This window comes from Promicromonospora panici, from assembly GCF_900608595.1.
In the GTDB taxonomy this organism is placed as follows: domain Bacteria; phylum Actinomycetota; class Actinomycetes; order Actinomycetales; family Cellulomonadaceae; genus Promicromonospora; species Promicromonospora panici.
The window spans coordinates 1-16,201 of record NZ_UWYY01000018.1 but is presented as its reverse complement, the minus strand read 5'-3'; the positions used below and the strand labels follow the sequence as shown (position 1 = coordinate 16,201).

14 protein-coding genes are annotated in these 16,201 nt (G+C 72.7%); 6 read left to right on the top strand and 8 right to left on the bottom strand.

The window, feature by feature from the left end; genetic code table 11:
• Positions 1–35 precede the first annotated feature (35 nt).
• The 3 genes from EW117_RS20580 to EW117_RS20570 are packed head-to-tail and all read right to left on the bottom strand — an operon-like array spanning position 36 to position 2,825.
• Complete coding sequence (locus EW117_RS20580) at positions 36–416, bottom strand: VOC family protein (RefSeq protein ID WP_129788576.1); 381 nt, start codon at positions 414–416, stop codon at positions 36–38.
• 53 nt (positions 417–469) lie between these two features.
• Positions 470–1,819 (bottom strand): MATE family efflux transporter, encoded by a 1,350-nt coding sequence (locus EW117_RS20575; protein ID WP_129788575.1) that lies wholly within the window; start codon positions 1,817–1,819, stop codon positions 470–472.
• A 13-nt stretch (positions 1,820–1,832) separates the two neighbouring features.
• The gene (locus EW117_RS20570) at positions 1,833–2,825 is read right to left on the bottom strand and encodes a phosphotransferase family protein (protein ID WP_129788574.1); all 993 of its coding nucleotides are present in this window, start codon (positions 2,823–2,825) and stop codon (positions 1,833–1,835) included.
• Between the two features lie 92 nt (positions 2,826–2,917).
• On the opposite strand from EW117_RS20570, the gene EW117_RS20565 reads away from it, so the two are divergent.
• Positions 2,918–3,448: a hypothetical protein gene (locus EW117_RS20565; RefSeq protein ID WP_129788573.1), complete on the top strand. Its 531-nt coding sequence runs from the start codon at positions 2,918–2,920 to the stop codon at positions 3,446–3,448.
• A gap of 29 nt (positions 3,449–3,477) precedes the next feature.
• On the opposite strand, the gene EW117_RS20560 is transcribed toward EW117_RS20565, so the two are convergent.
• The 3 genes from EW117_RS20560 to EW117_RS20550 all read right to left on the bottom strand — a co-directional run bounded on the left by EW117_RS20560 (position 3,478) and on the right by EW117_RS20550 (position 5,949).
• Positions 3,478–4,353 carry an oxygenase MpaB family protein gene (locus tag EW117_RS20560; protein WP_129788572.1) on the bottom strand — a complete coding sequence of 292 codons (876 nt, stop codon included), beginning with the start codon at positions 4,351–4,353 and terminating at the stop codon, positions 3,478–3,480.
• An 83-nt stretch (positions 4,354–4,436) separates the two neighbouring features.
• Positions 4,437–5,306 (bottom strand): formate/nitrite transporter family protein, encoded by an 870-nt coding sequence (locus EW117_RS20555; RefSeq protein WP_129788571.1) that lies wholly within the window; start codon positions 5,304–5,306, stop codon positions 4,437–4,439.
• Positions 5,307–5,373: 67 nt separating this feature from the next.
• A complete protein-coding gene (locus EW117_RS20550; protein ID WP_129788570.1) occupies positions 5,374–5,949 on the bottom strand; it encodes a 4'-phosphopantetheinyl transferase family protein in 576 nt (191 codons plus the stop codon).
• A gap of 51 nt (positions 5,950–6,000) precedes the next feature.
• Here EW117_RS20550 and EW117_RS20545 point away from each other — a divergent pair, with 51 nt between their 5' ends.
• The 4 genes from EW117_RS20545 (at position 6,001) to EW117_RS20530 (ending at position 12,388) form a co-directional block, all read left to right on the top strand.
• Positions 6,001–8,643 carry an AMP-binding protein gene (locus EW117_RS20545; RefSeq protein ID WP_129788569.1) on the top strand — a complete coding sequence of 881 codons (2,643 nt, stop codon included), beginning with the start codon at positions 6,001–6,003 and terminating at the stop codon, positions 8,641–8,643.
• Positions 8,644–8,704: 61 nt separating this feature from the next.
• A complete protein-coding gene (locus EW117_RS20540) occupies positions 8,705–9,742 on the top strand; it encodes an extracellular solute-binding protein (RefSeq protein WP_129788568.1) in 1,038 nt (345 codons plus the stop codon).
• The gene (locus EW117_RS20535) at positions 9,726–11,291 is read left to right on the top strand and encodes an ABC transporter permease (RefSeq protein ID WP_129788567.1); all 1,566 of its coding nucleotides are present in this window, start codon (positions 9,726–9,728) and stop codon (positions 11,289–11,291) included. Before EW117_RS20540 ends, EW117_RS20535 begins: the two co-directional genes overlap by 17 nt.
• Complete coding sequence (locus EW117_RS20530) at positions 11,288–12,388, top strand: ABC transporter ATP-binding protein (protein ID WP_129788566.1); 1,101 nt, start codon at positions 11,288–11,290, stop codon at positions 12,386–12,388. The genes EW117_RS20535 and EW117_RS20530 overlap by 4 nt, the downstream gene beginning before the upstream one ends.
• 37 nt (positions 12,389–12,425) lie before the next feature.
• Here the strand turns inward: EW117_RS20530 and EW117_RS20525 are convergent, their stop codons facing one another.
• Positions 12,426–13,367 (bottom strand): Ppx/GppA family phosphatase, encoded by a 942-nt coding sequence (locus tag EW117_RS20525; protein WP_129788565.1) that lies wholly within the window; start codon positions 13,365–13,367, stop codon positions 12,426–12,428.
• A gap of 132 nt (positions 13,368–13,499) precedes the next feature.
• On the opposite strand from EW117_RS20525, the gene EW117_RS20520 reads away from it, so the two are divergent.
• A complete protein-coding gene (locus tag EW117_RS20520) occupies positions 13,500–14,651 on the top strand; it encodes an endonuclease (RefSeq protein ID WP_129788564.1) in 1,152 nt (383 codons plus the stop codon).
• Between the two features lie 59 nt (positions 14,652–14,710).
• Here EW117_RS20520 and EW117_RS20515 read toward each other — a convergent pair.
• A partial coding sequence (locus tag EW117_RS20515) for an HNH endonuclease (RefSeq protein WP_129788563.1) occupies positions 14,711–16,201 on the bottom strand: 1,491 nt, incomplete at its 5' end.

Sequence of the window (16,201 nt, the reverse complement as noted above, 5' to 3'; positions counted from 1 at the left end):
CGCTTCTCCGGGCCGGCGCCAGGAGATTGCCGTCTTCAGGTCTGCCTCCGCGCCTCGCCGTACCGCCCCTTCGAGAGGTCGACCAGCACGAGCGAGTTGCCGAACGGATCGGCCGCGACCGCCACTCGCCCCACGGGAATCTCCACGGGCTCCGTGATCACGGAGCCCCCGGCAGCGACCAGTGCGGCGACGGCGTCGGGCACGGAGGTCACGAGCCAATCGGGCTCATACGTCTGGCGCGTGGTGAGGACCAGCTCGCTGTCGCCGTCGGGCAGGGCAAGCCCGGCCTGGCCGACGGCGTCGTTCCGCCACAGGACCCGGTGGCCGAGCCGATCGCGGTAGAAGGCGAGGCCCGAGTCCAGGTCGGGAACCGGAATGGTCACGGCATCGATGGCGCGAAGGATCGGATCGTCCATGGCCCCAGTCTCGCCGTGCGCTCCCTACGGAGCCTGGTGCGGCGGGATGCCCGCTAACCGGCAGCGGCTGCCCGGTCCCGGTGCGTGCGCAGCAGGATCAGGGCAGCCAGCGCCGCGGCGACCTCCCCTGCCGCGAGGCCGATCCAGACCCCGACTCCACCAAACGCCCCGAACAGCAACAGCAGCGGGATCTTGATCACCACGAGCGTGCCCACCGAGAGCGCGTACGACGGCCGCGCCAGCCCGAGCGCCTGGAAGTATGCCGAAACCATTGGCGTGACGCCGGAGAAGACGAGCCCGGCGGCGATGATGCGCACGGCGGTGACGCTCGCGGTGGCGACGGGGCCGTCATCGACGAAGAGGCCGACCAGCGGTTCGGCAAGCAGCACGAGCACGGCCGCCGCAAGAGCCCCGTAGCCGACGGTGGCCCTCATGGCGAGCACGCGGGCACGCCGCACCCGCGGCCAGAGCTGCGCGCCGGCGTTGTAGCCCGCGACGGGCTGCAGGCCCTGCGCGATGCCCATGTGCGGCATGCCCGCGAAGGTCTGCAACCGGGACGCGACGGCGAACGCGGCCAGGGCGACGGCACCGCCCATGGCGGCGAGCTGGTTGTTCGCGAGCACGACGAGCATCGTCGCGCCGAAGCCGGCAAGGAACGAGGGCGCCCCGATCGTGACGACCGCGGCGATCGTCGCCAGGTGCGGCCGCAACTGCCTCAGGCCGACGCGGTACGGGCGCCGCCGCTGGACGAAGAAGAAACACATGCTCATCCCCGTGGAGAGGGACTGCCCGCAAATCGTGGCGAGCGCGGCGCCTCGCACGCCCATGTCCAAGCCGAGGACCAGCAACGGGTCGAGCGCCATCTGCGTGAGGATCCCCACGACCCACAACAGCGTGGAGAACGCCATCCGCCCCTCGGCCCGAACGAGTGCCGAGAAGCCCGTGGCCGCGAACGCCCCGAGCAGCAGGACCTCCGCGTAGTCGCGGGCGTACCCGCGCACCTCGCCGTGCGCGCCGAGGACGGTGAGCAGCGGTTCGAGCGCCGCCAGCCCGGCCACCATCACGACGAACGCCGTCGCCCAGAACACGACGAACGTGTTCCCGGCGGCGCGTCCCGCACCCATGGGGTCGCCGGCGCCCAGCCGCCACGAGACCAGCGACGCGCCGCCGACGCCGACCGTGGTGCCGACCGCGCCCAGGATCAGCAGGACGGGCGCCACGAGGTTGACCCCGGCGAGCGCGTCGGGGCCGACGCCGCGGGCGACGAACCATGCGTTCGTGAGGGCGTAGATCCCGTAGACACCCACCGACAGGGTGGTCTGGGAGCAGGCGTGCCACAGCAGGCGCCCGACGGGCTGGACGCCCAGGGCGGTCGTCTGCCTGGTGGCCTGCCGGTCCGTCATGCGGCTCTCGCCGTCACGCCGCGGGCCGCCCGCGCGTCAGCGAGGTCATGACCTCGTCGACGCACTCGCGGGCCCAGTCGTACTGGTCCTTGTCGGTGTGGCCGCGATAGACCGTCTCGATGGTCATGACGAGGCCGACGTGCAGCGTGTAGAGCCGGCGGCGGACCTCCTCGGACTCGGTGAGTGGCCCCCGCCCGTAGCCGCGCAGGAAAGCCGCGGAGTCGCCGAACGCCGAGGACACGAGCCCGGCGAACCCGACCTCGATGAGGGGATCACCGAACAGCGCGCGCTCATGGTCGATGATGCACACGACCTCTCCGTCGCGAACCAGCGCGTTGCCCTCCCACAGGTCCCACTCGACGTAGCGGGGCTCGGTGACGTCGTCGAGCAGGTGCTCGTGCACGGTCAGCACCGCGCGGACGTCGTCGTACGACCAGCCGAGCTCGACGCTCCGGCGGCGCCCGTCGTCGAGCACGTCGTCGAACATCGCCGTGAAAGCGGCGCGCCAGGTCGGGTAGGTGGGGGCCGTGATGGGGCCGTAGGCCGGGCCGAGGATCGTGTTGAGCTCGCGGTTCGCGGCGCCGAGCGCGGCCTGGTACGTCCCGAGGTCCGAAGGGCCGAGCTCGTCCCGGAGGACGCCCAGGTTGTCGCCGTCGATATAGGGCATGAAGAAGTAGTCGACGTCGACGAGGTCGTGCAGCAGGTCGGCGTGGTCGACCACCGGGACGGGCACGCCGGTGTGGGCGGTGATGAGGCGCAGCGCCTCCAGCTCGGTCCGCATCGCGCCGATCTCATACGTCAGAACCTCGACGTCGGACGGCGGGGCGATCTTCAGGGCGACCTGGCGCCCGTTTGCGAGAGTGATCCGGTAGACCACGTTGAAGAAGCCGTTCCCCAGCTCCTCCACCCAGGCGTCTCCGTCCGGAACGGCGTCGGGGCCGTAGGCACGCGCGACCATCGCACGCAGGGTGTCCAGGGACTGGCGGTTCTTCGTGATGCTCTCCACCGGGGTCACGCTAATCCTCCGCCCGCCGAGATCGGGAGCGGATTATTGCCTCAGGACGCGATCTGGTGTTAGGTAAGCCTTACCTGATCAGATTGACGGAGCAGCGGCCCGTGAACCGGCTGGGCGACCTGGAGGACGACGTGACGGACTACGGCCCCGCCGGCAAGAGCTGGCCCGACGCCGAGCGGTACCACCCGGGCGACGAGCACAACGACGGATGGGCGCTGCACCTGCTGCTGGCGGGCGACGCCCACGACGCGGCCGAGCTCCGCAAGCTCCTCCGGCTGCTCCCCCGCTCCGCCTACGGCCAGGTGTACGTGGAGGTCGGGGCCACCGGCGGCCAGCCGGAGGTCGACCCGGCCCGCTGGGAGCGGCCGCCCGGCATGGGCCTCACGGTCCTGCGACGCTCAGCCGGGTCGCCCCGCCCGCGGCGCGGCCGGCTCCTGGCGGCGGCCCTCTCCGCATGGGCCGACGAGTGGCTGCCCGACGGCGCCTGCGCGTGCGCCGGGCCGTTCGCGCTGTGGGTCGGCTGCGCGGCGAGCCCGGACGTCGAGAGCGTCTGCAGCAGCCTGACCGACCGGCTCGACACCGCGCCGCTGCACCTGCACCGGCCTGATCTCTGAGACGGCGTGCTCCGTCCGTGCCAGGCCCGTCACCATTGACGCCCCTGGCGCGCGACCGGGTCCATGCCCCACCGCACCGCGCGGACGGCTACTCCCCCGGCCGGACCGCCGAGGATCCGGCTGAACCGGGAGTCGACCCTCAGCTGCGACCGCGCCCAAGCGGGCAGCAGCGCCACCGCCCCGGCCGCGAGCAGGTGATACGGGCCCCGCGCTGACCAGGGCAGCGGCGGCTCGCGCAGCAGGAAGCGTGCGGCGTCGAGGGCCGCCGGCGTGGCCTCCAGCTCGCCCCGGTAGGACTCGATGCAGCCGGCCAGCTCGGCGACGGTCGCCGGGACGACGTCGGCTCCGAGCGCCCGGGCGACCTGCCCGGACTGGGCGACGTACTCGTCCGCCTCGTCGGCGCTGAGCGGCTTCTCGCCGTATCGCTGGTGGGCGGCCAGGAACGAGTCGGCCTCCGCGACGTGCACCCACGTGAGCAGGTGGGGATCGCTCGCCCGGTACGGGCGGCCGTCGGGGGCCTGGCCCCGCACACGCTCGTGGACGGCGCGCACGCGGTCGACCATCTCCTGAGCGTGCTCCGCCGTCGCGAAGGTCGTGTAGCCGAGGAACGTCGAGGTGCGGGCGAGCCGCCCCCACGGGTCGCCGCGATACCCGGAGTGGCCGGCGACGCCCGCCATCGCCAGCGGGTGGAGCGACTGCAGCAACAGCGCCCGCAGCCCGCCGACGAACGTCGCCGAGTCACCGTGCACCCGCCGGATGGGGCTGTCCGGGGCGAACCAGCGCGGGCCGGGAGTCAGATGGATCCGGTCCCGCTCCGCGTACCCGTCGGGCCCGGCGATGCGCAGGAAGAGCGCGTCACCCACCCGCGCCCGCAACCGCTCGACCGGACTGAAGACAACCGACATACCACCAGTATCCGCCCGCTCAGCCTCGTTGAGTGCTGGATATTCGCCTCCCCAGACCCGCCGAAGGGACGAATATCCAGCACTCAACGGGTGGGTCGGACGAGCTCGCGTTCGCGCTCCGGCGTCGGCTCGACGCCGAGGGTCGCCGGGCGGCGGCTGGGCGCCGTCCGGCCGTGCGTGGCGTACATGGCCAGGCCGACGAAGAGGAGGCCGCCCACGAGGTTGCCGATCACCGTCGGAATCTCGTTCCAGACCAGGTAGTCCATGATCGTGAAGTCGCCGCCGAGCATGAGGCCGGACGGGAACAGGAACATGTTCACGATCGAGTGCTCGAACCCCATGTAGAAGAACAGCATGATCGGCATCCACATCGCGACGACCTTGCCGATCACGCTCGTGGACACCATCGCGAACACGACGCCCGTGGACACCATCCAGTTGCACAGCACGCCCCGGACGAACAGCGTGAGCATGCCCGCCGCCCCGTGGTCGGCGTAACCGACGGTGCGGCCCTCGCCGATCTCGCCGATCGCCTGGCCCACCGCGCTGGGCTCGGTCGAGAAGCCGTACGTGAAGTAGATGGCCATGAGGACGGCGACCATGATCGCGCCCGCCAGGTTCCCCACGAACACCAGGCCCCAGTTGCGCAGCACCGCGCCGACCGTGACGCCCGGCCGCTTCGCGAGCCAGGCCAGCGGCGCGAGCGTGAAGACGCCGGTCAGCAGGTCGAACCCGAGCAGGTAGAGCATCACGAACCCGACGGGGAACAGGATGGCGCCCACCAGCGGCTCGCCGGTCTGCGTGGACACCGTCACAGCGAACGCCGCGGCGATCGTGAGCAGCGCTGCGCCCATGAAGGCCCGGATGAGCGTGTCCCTCGTCGACAGGTGCACCTTCGCCTCGCCGGCGTCGATCATGCGGGTGACGAGGTCCGCGGGCTTCACGTGGGTCATGGGTGGAGCCTCGCCAATCCGGGTTTCGCCTCGCGAGCCGCGGCGTTACGTTCGCGGCGCTTTTTCCTCACCGCCCGCCGCCCGACGCCGAGAGCCGCGCTATCGGCCGGGGCCAGTGCGTGATCCGGGGCGCGCCGTCCTGTCCGCCGGGTACCACGACAACGGCGACGTATCCGGGCAGCGGTGGCCGGAGCTCGGAGACCGCAACGTCGCCGGGCGCGGGCGTCCCGGCCTTGAAGAGTGCTTCCCGGGTCGCCCAGGCGCGCCCGTCCACCGGGTCGTCGAGGTCGTCGAGCCGCTGCACGTCCACGCCGACGGGGCCGCGTGGGGCCAGGGCGACCACGGCCAGCAGTCCGGAGTGCGAGACGGAGACCGACGGCGCCGGTGTGCCGTGGCTCACGATCCGCGGGCGCCCGTGCGGGCCGCCGCACTCGGCGCAGGTGCGGTCCACCAGGACCTCGACCGGCGCGATCTCGAGGTGAGCCGCGACCGCCACACGCAGCATCGCCGCGCTGATCAGAAACCGGCCGCGGTCCGCGGAGCGCTCGAGCGACTCGACCCGGGCGCGCTCGCCGGCGTCGAGCAGGCGGAGCAGGTCGCGGTCCGCCGAGGCCAGCGAGGACCACCAGACCTCGACCGACACGATTTTCACCTCTTGTCAAGGAAACACTCAGGTTAGGTTAGCATTCCCTTCGTGCTGACCGCCCTCTCCCCCGCCGTGGCCCCGAGCCAGGGCACCCTTTCGTCGGCCGATCCGTCTGCCGGCCAGGCGCGGGCCGGGCGGCTCGCGTTGCTCACGGCCTCGGGCGAGGGCCTCTCCCACGCGGAGCTCAGGCGCCAGGTCGCCGACGTCGCCGGCCTGCTGCCGGACGTCGCCGACGGCCGGCGGCTCGTGCACCTGGCGCTGCGGCCGGACCTGCCGAGCGTGACGGCGTACCTCGCCACCCTCCATGCGGGCCACGTCGCGCTCGTCACCCCCGACGACGCTCGCACCGGCAAGATCCTGGACCGGTACCTGCCGGACGTCATCGCGACCGGCGACCCGGAGCGGCCCTTCGACCTGCTCGCGGCGGCCCCTCGCCATCTCCTGCACCCGGACCTCGCCCTCCTGCTGAGCACGTCGGGCAGCACCGGCTCACCGAAGCTGGTCCGGCTGTCCCGGCAGAATGTCCGCAGCAACGCCCTGGCGATCGCCGAGGCCCTCCGGATCACCGAGGACGACCGGGCGATCACCAGCCTCCCCCTGCACTACTGCTTCGGACTCTCGGTGCTGCACTCCCACCTGGTCGCGGGCGCCTCGGTGGTGCTGAACGAGGGATCGGTGCTGACCGAGGACCTGTGGAACACGGTCGACGACCTGGGCGTCACCACGATGGCGGTCGTACCGCACACCGTCGAGCTCCTCGAGTCCACCGGCGCGCTCGAGCAGCCGCACCCCTCGCTGCGGCTGCTCGCCCAGGCCGGCGGCCGGATGCATCCCGACCGCGTCGTGCGGACCGCCGCGCTGGGCCGGCGGCAGGGGTGGGAGCTCGCCGTGATGTACGGGCAGACGGAGGCGACGGCCCGCATCTGCGTGCTCGACCCGGCGCTCGTGGCGGACAACCCCGACGCCGTCGGGCGGCCCGTGGCCGGGACGTCCCTGCACCTCGACACGAGCGTGCCCGAGGCGGCCGACGGGTCCGGCGAGGTCGTGGTGCGCGGTCCCGGCGTGATGATGGGCTACGCCGAGCACCCCGACGACCTCGCGCTCGGGGCGATGCTGTCCGAGCTGCGGACCGGTGACCTCGGGCGGATCGGCCCGGACGGCCTGTTGCGTCTGGTCGGACGCCGGTCGGGGTTCGCCAAGATCATGGGGCTGCGGATCGACCTGACGACGGTCGAGTCCGCACTGGAGTCCGTCGGGCACATCGCGTCCGTCGGCGGCGACGACGCCGGCCTGACCGTGGTGGTCGAACCGGCTCCGGGCGCGATACCCGTCGAGACGGCCGCGCTCGTCCGGCGCCTCGCCGGCGAGGCCTCGGGGCTCTCCCCGGCCTCCGTCGCGGTCGCCGTCGCCGAACTGCCCCGGCTGCCCAACGGCAAGGTCGACCGGCTCGCCTGCATCGCGCTCGTCCGCCACGGGCAGCAGCGCCGACAGACCCGCGAGCAGGGCCCGCAGGGCGCCGTCGGGCCCGCTGACCCCAGCCCCACGCTCGCCGTGGAGGTAGCCCACGCCGTCGGCGACGTGCTCGGGATCGACGCCGTCGACCTCGGTCGCAGCTTCGTCCAGCACGGCGGCGACTCGCTCAGCCACGTGCAGGCGTCCGTCGGGCTCGAGCGGCTCGTCGGGCGGCTCCCGTCGGGCTGGCACCACCGCCCGCTCGGTGAGCTGGTCGAGCTGGGGCGCCCCGCACGGGACCTGCCAAGCACCGCCGCCGTCGACGGCGCACGCGGGCGCTGGTGGCGCAGCCGCAGCATGGAGACCTCGGTGCTGCTCCGCGCGATCGCCGTCGTGATCATCTGCGGCTCCCACGCCGACCTCTTCCACATCCTGGGCGGGGCGCACACCCTGCTCGCGGTGGCCGGCTTCAACGCCGCCCGGTTCGGCCTGTCGATGCCCACGGCGCGCGGCCGCTGGCGGGCGAGCACGCGCACGCTGATCGGCGTCGCAGTGCCCACGGTCGCGGTGGCGCTGTTCGGCATGGTGGCCCAGGACCGCTACGGGTGGGCGAACGTGCTGCTCGTCAACTGGATCTTCGGCGACGTCGCCTACGGGTTCCGCAACGAGCTCTGGTTCGTCGACGCCCTGATCGCATGCACGATCACCCTCGCCGCGATCCTCGCCGTGCCGTGGGTGGGCCGCGCCTGGCGGCTGCAGCCGTGGCGCGTCGCGGCCGCCGTCGCGGTCGTCGCCCTGGTGCCCCGGTTCCTCATCCTGTACCTCGGGGAAGGCGTGCTGCGCGGGATCATGCCGACGACGTTCTGGCTCTTCGCGGTCGGGGCCGCCGTCGCGTACGCCGACACCCGCCGGCGCCGCCTGCTCACGCTCGCCATCGCCGTCGTCGGCGGGGCGACGTTCTTCCCCGACGACCTCGTGCGCAACGCCACCATCCTCTTAGGGATAGCGCTGCTGACGTTCGTCCGCGAGGTGCGCCTGCCCGCCCGGGTTGTGCCCGTGGTCAGCCTGCTGGCGTCGGCCTCCCTGTACGTCTACCTGATCCAGTTCCCGATCCTCGTCCTGGTCCCCCACGCCCTCGGCGCCACCCTCGCCGCGCTCGCCGTCGGCTGCCTCATCTGGCGTCTGGCCGACCGGCCGGTGCGCCGGCTGCAGGACCTGCTGCTCCGACCGAACCGCTGAAGACCTCCGCACAAACACCGCTGAAGATCCCCGCTGAAGAACCCAGAGACGAGACACTCCAGTGCCCCAGAGACGACACCTCGGCGCCGCCGCCCTGCTCACCCTGACCCTGCCCCTGGCGCTCGCCGCCTGCGGCGGCGGATCGGGTGAGGACGCCTTCGAGGCGGACCCCGACGCGCTGCAGATCTACTCCTCCCAGCACCGCAACGTCACCGAGGCGTGGGCCCAGGCGTTCACGGAGGAGACGGGCATCAAGACCCAGGTGCGCGAGGGCCAGGACGCCTCCATGGGGCACATGATCGTCGAGGAGGGCGACGCGTCGCCGGCCGACGTCTTCCTGACGGAGAACTCCCCCGCGATGACCATCGTCGAGCGTGCGGGCCTCCTCGCGCCGGTGGACCAGGAGACGGTGGCGCAGGTCGGGGAGGGTATGGCGCCGTCGTCCGGGGCGTGGACGGCGATCGCCGCCCGGTCGACGGTGCTCGTCTACAACACGGACGAGATCAGCGAGGACGAGCTCCCGACGTCGATCATGGACCTCGCCGAGCCCGAGTGGGCCGGCCGGTGGGGCGCGGCGCCCGGCGGCGCGGACTTCCAGGCCATCGTGGCCGGAATGCTGTCCGACCAGGGCGAGCAGGAGACCCAGGCCTGGCTCGACGCGCTGGCCGAGAACGCCGAGGTCTACCAGAACAACATCGCCACCATGCAGGCCGTCAACGCCGGCGAGGTGCCGGTCGGGATCATGTACCACTACTACTGGTACCGCGACCAGGCCGCCGACAAGGAGGGCAGCGCGAACACGAAGCTGCACTACTTCGGCAACGAGGACCCCGGCGCGTTCGTCAGCCTGTCGGCCGGCGGCGTGCTCACCTCCTCGGACAGGCCGGACGAGGCCCAGCAGTTCCTGGCCTACGTCACCGGACCGGAGGGCCAGCAGGTGCTGGTCGACAGCGGGTCGATGGAGTACGCGGTCGGCACCGGGGTCGCGTCCGACCCGGCGCTGCCGCCGCTGACCGACCTCGACGCCCCTCCGGTCGACCCGTTCACCCTCAACTCCGACGACGTGGTCACGATGATGACGGATGCCGGCATCCTTTAGGGCATTGGGCGGGCCGCGCGGCGTCGGGGCACACGGCCTCGGCACGCGCGGCGTCGCCGTGGCCGCGGCCCTGGTGGCCGCGCTCACCCTCCTGCCGCTGCTCGTCGTCGTCCCCGACGCGCTCTCCGCCGACCCGGGCGAGGCGGCGAGCTACCTGCTGCGCCCCCGCGTGGGCGAGTTGCTCACGAACACCGGGCTGCTGTTCGCCGTCACGGTGCCGGCCACCGTCGTCGTGGGCGTGGCCGCCGCCTGGCTCGTCGAGCGCACCGCGCTGCCCGGGGCCGGGGTGTGGCGCACCCTGCTCCTGGCACCGCTGGCCGTGCCCTCGTTCGTGAGCGCCTACGCCTGGGTCACCGTGGCGCCGTGGCTCGACGGCTTCGGGGGCGCGGCACTGGTCACCACGCTGGCGTACTTCCCGTTCGTGTTCCTCCCGGTGGCGGCCATGCTGCGGACGCTCGACCCCGGCGACGAGGAGGCGGCCCGCTCCCTCGGCCTGTCACCGGCCGCCGCCGTCGTGCGCACCCTGCTGCCGCGGCTGCGACCCGCCCTGAGCGGCGGGGCGCTGCTGGTCGCGCTCCATCTCCTGGCCGAGTACGGCGTGCTGGAGATGATGCGCTTCCAGACCTTCACCACCGCGATCATGCAGCAGTACGCCGTCGGGTTCAGCAGCACGTCCAGCAGCCTGCTCGCCTCGGTGCTGCTCACGCTCTGTCTCGTGGCGCTCGTGCTCGACCTGGTGGCTCGGGGCCGGCACCGGGTGGCCCGGGTCGGGTCGGGCGTCCAGCGGCGTGCCGTGCCCACCGCCCTCGGCGGCTGGACGGCGCCCGCGCTGGCCTTCCTCGGCGTGCTGGTCGCGCTCTCGGTCGCCGTCCCCGTCGCCACGGTGGTCCGGTGGCTGCTCCACGGCGTCGCCGCTGGTTCCGGGCTCGACGCCGGGCTGGTGCAGGTGACCCTGAGCACCCTCGGTCTCGCCGCGCTGGGCGCCGTGGCGGCCGTCGTCGCCGCCCTGCCGGGGGCCTGGCTGCTCAATCGCCATCGGTCGGGACTGGCCCTGCTGCTCGAGCGGACGACGTTCGTCGCGAGCGCGCTTCCAGGCGTCGTCATCGGGCTGGCCCTGGTCACGCTCGCCGTCCGGTGGGCCCGGCCCGCCTACCAGACGGTGGGGCTGATCGTGCTGGCCTACGCGATCCTGTTCCTGCCCCGGGCGATGGTCTCGCTGCGCGCGGGGCTCGCGGCGTCGCGCCCGGAGCTCTCCGAAGCCGCGCGATCCCTGGGGCTGAGCGGTCCGGCGACGCTCGTCCGCGTCGTCCTGCCGCTCGTCGCGCCGTCTGTGCTGACCGCGCTGGTGCTGGTGGCGCTCGCGGTCAACACTGAGCTGACCGCCACGCTGCTGCTCGCCCCCACCGGGACGGACACCCTCGCGCTCGCCTTCTGGCGCGAGGCGAGCGAGCTGGACTACGCCGGTGCGGCCCCCTACGCCGCCGTGATGATCGCCATGTCGGTGCCGCTCACCATCTTGCTGCGGCGGCAGATCCTGGAGGAGCGATGAGCGAGCTCAAGATTGTCGGCCTCAGCGCCGGGTACGGCGCCGAGACGGTGCTCGACGACGTCGAGCTCACCGTCGCCGAGGGCGCGACGACGGCGGTGCTGGGCGGTTCCGGCAGCGGCAAGACGACGCTTCTGCGGGTGGTGGCCGGCTTCCTGCGGCCCGGGTCGGGCACGGTGACGGTCGGGGGCCGGACCGTCGCGGGCCCTGGCACGTGGCTGCCGCCCGAGCGCCGCGGCGTGGGCTACGTCCGGCAGGACGGCGCGCTCTTCCCCCATCTGTCGGTCGCCGGGAACATCGCGTTCGGGCTGCCTTGGCCACGACGACGCCACCACGACCGCGTGCTCGAGCTGCTCGACCTCGTCGGCCTGCCCTCCGCGATCGCGGAGCGGCATCCTGACCAGCTCTCCGGCGGCCAGCAGCAACGCGTCGCCCTGGCGCGGGCGCTCGCCCCCCGCCCGGGCCTGATCCTGCTCGACGAGCCGTTCTCGTCGCTGGACACGGCGCTGCGGGCCGCGACGCGCGAGGCGACCGCCCGGGCCCTGCGCGCGACCGGCGCCACGACGGTCCTGGTCACGCACGACCAGGACGAGGCGCTCTCGTTCGCCGACGAGGTCGCTATCCTCAAGGCCGGCCGGTTCCGGCAGGTCGCCAGTCCCAGGACCGTCTATCGCGAGCCGGTCGACGCCGAGGTGGCGGAGTTCCTCGGCGACGCGCTGCTCATCGCGGGCAGCGCGGCCGACGGCAGCGTTACCTGCCGGCTCGGGAGGCTGCCGGTGCACGGGGCTTCCGTCGACGGCGACGCCGCCGGCGACGTCGACGTGATGATCCGCCCCGAGCAGCTCACCCTGACCCCGCCCGGTGCGGGCGTGCTGGACGCCGTCGTGCGCGACGTCGACTACTTCGGGCACGACGCCCTCGTCGAGCTCGATCCGACGGACGAAGAGTCCGGGGACCCGCTTCGGTCCCGCGTCCTCGGTGTGGACGCGCCGGCCATCGGCGAGCTCGTCGGCGTTCGCGTGCTGGGCGGGGTGCGCACCTACCCGCGCTCGCTCGGCGCACGCGACGGCCGGCCGGCGGACTCCCTGGGCGTCGGCTGAGGCTGCGGTTCTGCTCCCGGCTCAGCCCGCTCTGGGCTCAGCCGACCCCGACGATGTGGGGCATCTGGTCGAGGCGCTGAAGGATCACTCCCTCGCGCAGCGCCCACGGGCAGATCTCGAGCTCGGCCAGATCGAAGACGTCCATGCATGCCTCGGCGACGAGCGCGCCCGGCACGATCTGGTGGGCCCTGCTCGGCGAGACGCCGGGCAGCCCGGCCAGGGCGTCGGCGGGCATGGTGGTCAGCTCCTCGACGCGTTCGCGGAGCGTCTCGAGCCGCAGCACTCGCCGCACCAGCGGCCCGTCACCCGCCGGGGCGGCCCCGCAGATCCGCGCGAGCGACCGGAAGGTCTTGGAGGTCGCGGCCGCGCGGTCGGGCCGGCCGCTGCGCAGCAGGTTCCCGGCGTTCCGCGCGATGTCGGCGCGCAGGTCGCGGCGCAGGTCGCGCAGCGCTCCGGCGTCGGGCACGTCGCCGAAGTGCGTGCGGGCGAGCCGCGCCGCCCCGAGCGGGAGCGACCATGCGGCGTCGGGCGCCTCGTCGGAACCGCCGGCGATCTCCAGGGAGCCGCCGCCGATGTCGAACACGGCCAGGCGGCCGGCCGACCAGCCGAACCAGCGGCGCACAGCCAGGAACGTCAGCCGGGCCTCATCCTCGCCGCTGAGCACCTCGAGCCGCACCCCGGTGCGCTCACGCACCGTCTTGAGCACCGTCTCGGAGTTCACGGCGTCGCGCACGGCGGACGTCGCGAAGGCGAGCGTCTCCGAGCAGCCCCGTTCCTCCGCGACGAGCAGGGCCTGCGCGGTGAACTCCACGAGGGCGTCCACGCCCGCCTGACCGACCGCGCCCTGGTCGTCCAGGTGCTCGGCGAGGCGCAGCGGCTGCTTGTGGGAGGAGGCGGGCAGCGGCGCCGCGCCACCATGGGCATCGACGACGAGCAGGTGCCCCGTGTTGGAACCGATGTCGAGCACGCCCAGACGCATGGTGCAGACGGTACTCCGGTCGGGCGACCGGCAGCTGGACGGTCCGCGCCTTGCGCAATTGCACCTACCCTATATGTGCAGAATTTACCCATTGGTGATATCTGCTCTACTTTGCTCGCCTACGGTCCGGTCATGCGGCAACTGCTCGGGCGCCCAGCGCGGCCCGCTTTTCTGGCCTTTTCCCTCGCCTTGGTGCTCCTTGCCCTGACCCTGGCCCAGGTCAGCGCCTCGGCGCCCGGCCATGCGGCCACCCCGATCAGCGTGACGTCGGCGATCTCCACCCAGAACGGCTCGATCGCCACCGTGCGCGGGTACGTCGTCGGGCAGCCGACCGCTACCAGCACCGTGGTCACCAGCGGCTTCCCGAACGACTACGCGCTGGCCCTTGCCGACGCTCCGGGCGAGACCAGCACCGCGCGGATGATCTACGTCCAGATCCCCACCGCCTTCCGCTCCGGCTACGGCCTCGCGTCCAACCCCGGCCTGATGGGTCGACAGCTCGACGTCACCGGCACCCTGTCTGCCTACTTCTCCCATGCCGGGCTCCGGAACGGCACCGCGTTCGCGGTCGTGGGGTCCGGGGGAGGTACTCCGACGGAGCCCGTCGGCTACTACGACGCGGCGGCCGGCCGGACGGGGACCGCGCTGCGCTCCGCCCTGCACGGCATCATCGACAACCACACCGGGGTGAGCTACGCGACCGTGTGGACCGCGCTGCGCGAGACCGACGAGGACCCGAACAACCCGAACAACGTCATCGAGCTGTACTCAGGCACGTCGATCTCGAAGACCAGCAACGGTGGCGATCCCGACGACTGGAACCGGGAGCACACCTGGGCCCAGAGCCACGGCGGCTTCGGCACCGCAACCGGCCCCGGCACCGACCTGCACCACCTGCGCCCCACCGACGTCACCGTCAACTCGACCCGGGGCAACAAGGACTTCGACAACGGCGGGTCCGCCGTCTACCAGTGCCCGGACTGCTTCACCGACGCCGACTCGTTCGAGCCCGCCGACAACGTCAAGGGCGACGTCGCCCGGATGCTCTTCTACATGGCCGTGCGGTACGAGGGCGACGACGGGTGGCCCAACCTCGAGCTGAACGACTCGACATCGAACGGGTCGGTGCCGCTGCACGGGAAAATCTCAGTGCTGCTCGCCTGGCACGCGGCCGACCCGGTCTCGACGACCGAGCGCCGGCGCAACGAGATCATCTATACCGACTGGCAGGGCAACCGGAACCCGTTCATCGACCACCCGGAGTGGGCCGAACAGATCTGGTGACAACCGGTCCCGGGCATGCCGAAGGCCGCCGGGAGTGTCGGCTCGCGGCGGTCGCCGGTTCAGGGCGTATGTGCCCCGCGTGGGTGTGCCCAGGCGAGGTCGGGTCGGGACCGTGGCCGGCGCCCGGGACCGACCTGCTCACGTCGCCCGGGCGGGCGGTACGCGATCGCGCCACGGTCGCGTCTGGTGTGACAGCCGATGCTGTACCGGCTACGCGGGACACGCCCCGGCGCCGGGCCGGACATGCCGACCGCGGGGGTCCACGGCGGTGTCGATTGCCCGGCGCCGTCCTTGGCGTCCCCACTGACCGGGTCCGGCTCTGTCGCCGGAGTTGGCCCGCTGACCAGGTTTGGCTCGCTGACGGGATCGGGCGGCTGGGGCGCGAGCGACGAGTGCTCGTGCCCCGTGAGCGTGACCGGCTTTGGTGGTGCGGGCGCGACGGAGACGGACGTGTGCCCCGTCGGCGTGACCGTCTGCACCGCGTGCCGGCCGTCGACCTCGGTGACCCGTTGTGACCACCCCGGTGCCTGCTTCGCGTGATTACACCGAGCACACAACCCCTGCCCGTTGTCCAGACTCGTCGCACCACCCTCCGCGTGCGGGACGATGTGGTCGATGTGCCGTACCGGCGCGTCGCACCACGACGAGCCACAGATCCCCTGCTCCCTGGCCCGCAACAACACCGCCAGGCCGGCCGGGTGGAACCGGGACGTCGACGTCGTGGCCAGCAACCGGCCCCGCGGGTCGACATACACCGCACGCAACCACGCCGCGCCCGCGTCCAGCCCGTGCGCGACCAGATTCCGCGCCACCGGCCCCGGCACGCTACCCACACCCGCGGCCGTGCCCTCCACCACCACGGCAGGCTGGTCACCACCGGCCAGCAGCGTCTGGTCCGAGACCAGCAGGTTGATCGTGACCGGCACCTCATCAGCCTTGCCGGGCTCACGGCCGGTGACCCGCTCGATCAGGGTGTCCGCCATGATCTGCCCGGCACCCCGCCCGTCCCCCGTCGCCTTGGCCGCGTCGGCGTGGGCCTTGAGCTGGGCGTAGGCCTGCACCCCCTGCCGCATCGGGACCAACGCGGTCAGATACACCATCAGATCCGGTGCCGGACGCACCGAGACACACCGCTGCGACTCGGCCCTCGCGTTCTGCTTCACACACGCGTGCACGTCCAGCTGCCCGGCGAGCTCCTTGATCCGGGCGATCAGCCGCCTGGTCCCCAGCCGGGACAGCCCTGCCAGGTTTCCCGGGCCGCAGATCTCCTCATCGATCCGCGCCCGATCCTGCACCGACAGGTGCGACGTCTCCCGCACCATCAACGTCGCCCGCCACGAGGACAGCACCCCGGTGCGCAGCGCATCGAACGTGTGCGGCATCTGCGTGACCCACACCCGCGCCGTGCCCAGGAACGACGCACCCGCGTGCGGGCTGGCCTGCAACGCCGCACCGACCTGGTTCGGCACCCCACGACCCCGCCGCACGGCCCGGACACCCTGAACGGCCTCGTCCACCTTCGTGGCCCCCTCCAACGCGACCGCCAGCCG

Excerpts from the sequence above, each read along its gene's own strand:
- EW117_RS20580 (WP_129788576.1), bottom strand. The coding sequence starts at position 416 with ATGGACGATCCGATCCTTCGCGCCATCGATGCCGTGACCATTCCGGTT.
- EW117_RS20575 (WP_129788575.1), bottom strand. The coding sequence starts at position 1,819 with ATGACGGACCGGCAGGCCACCAGGCAGACGACCGCCCTGGGCGTCCAG.
- EW117_RS20560 (WP_129788572.1), bottom strand. The coding sequence starts at position 4,353 with ATGTCGGTTGTCTTCAGTCCGGTCGAGCGGTTGCGGGCGCGGGTGGGT.
- EW117_RS20555 (WP_129788571.1), bottom strand. The coding sequence starts at position 5,306 with ATGACCCACGTGAAGCCCGCGGACCTCGTCACCCGCATGATCGACGCC.
- EW117_RS20535 (WP_129788567.1), top strand. The coding sequence starts at position 9,726 with ATGCCGGCATCCTTTAGGGCATTGGGCGGGCCGCGCGGCGTCGGGGCA.
- EW117_RS20530 (WP_129788566.1), top strand. The coding sequence starts at position 11,288 with ATGAGCGAGCTCAAGATTGTCGGCCTCAGCGCCGGGTACGGCGCCGAG.
- EW117_RS20525 (WP_129788565.1), bottom strand. The coding sequence starts at position 13,367 with ATGCGTCTGGGCGTGCTCGACATCGGTTCCAACACGGGGCACCTGCTC.
- EW117_RS20520 (WP_129788564.1), top strand. The coding sequence starts at position 13,500 with ATGCGGCAACTGCTCGGGCGCCCAGCGCGGCCCGCTTTTCTGGCCTTT.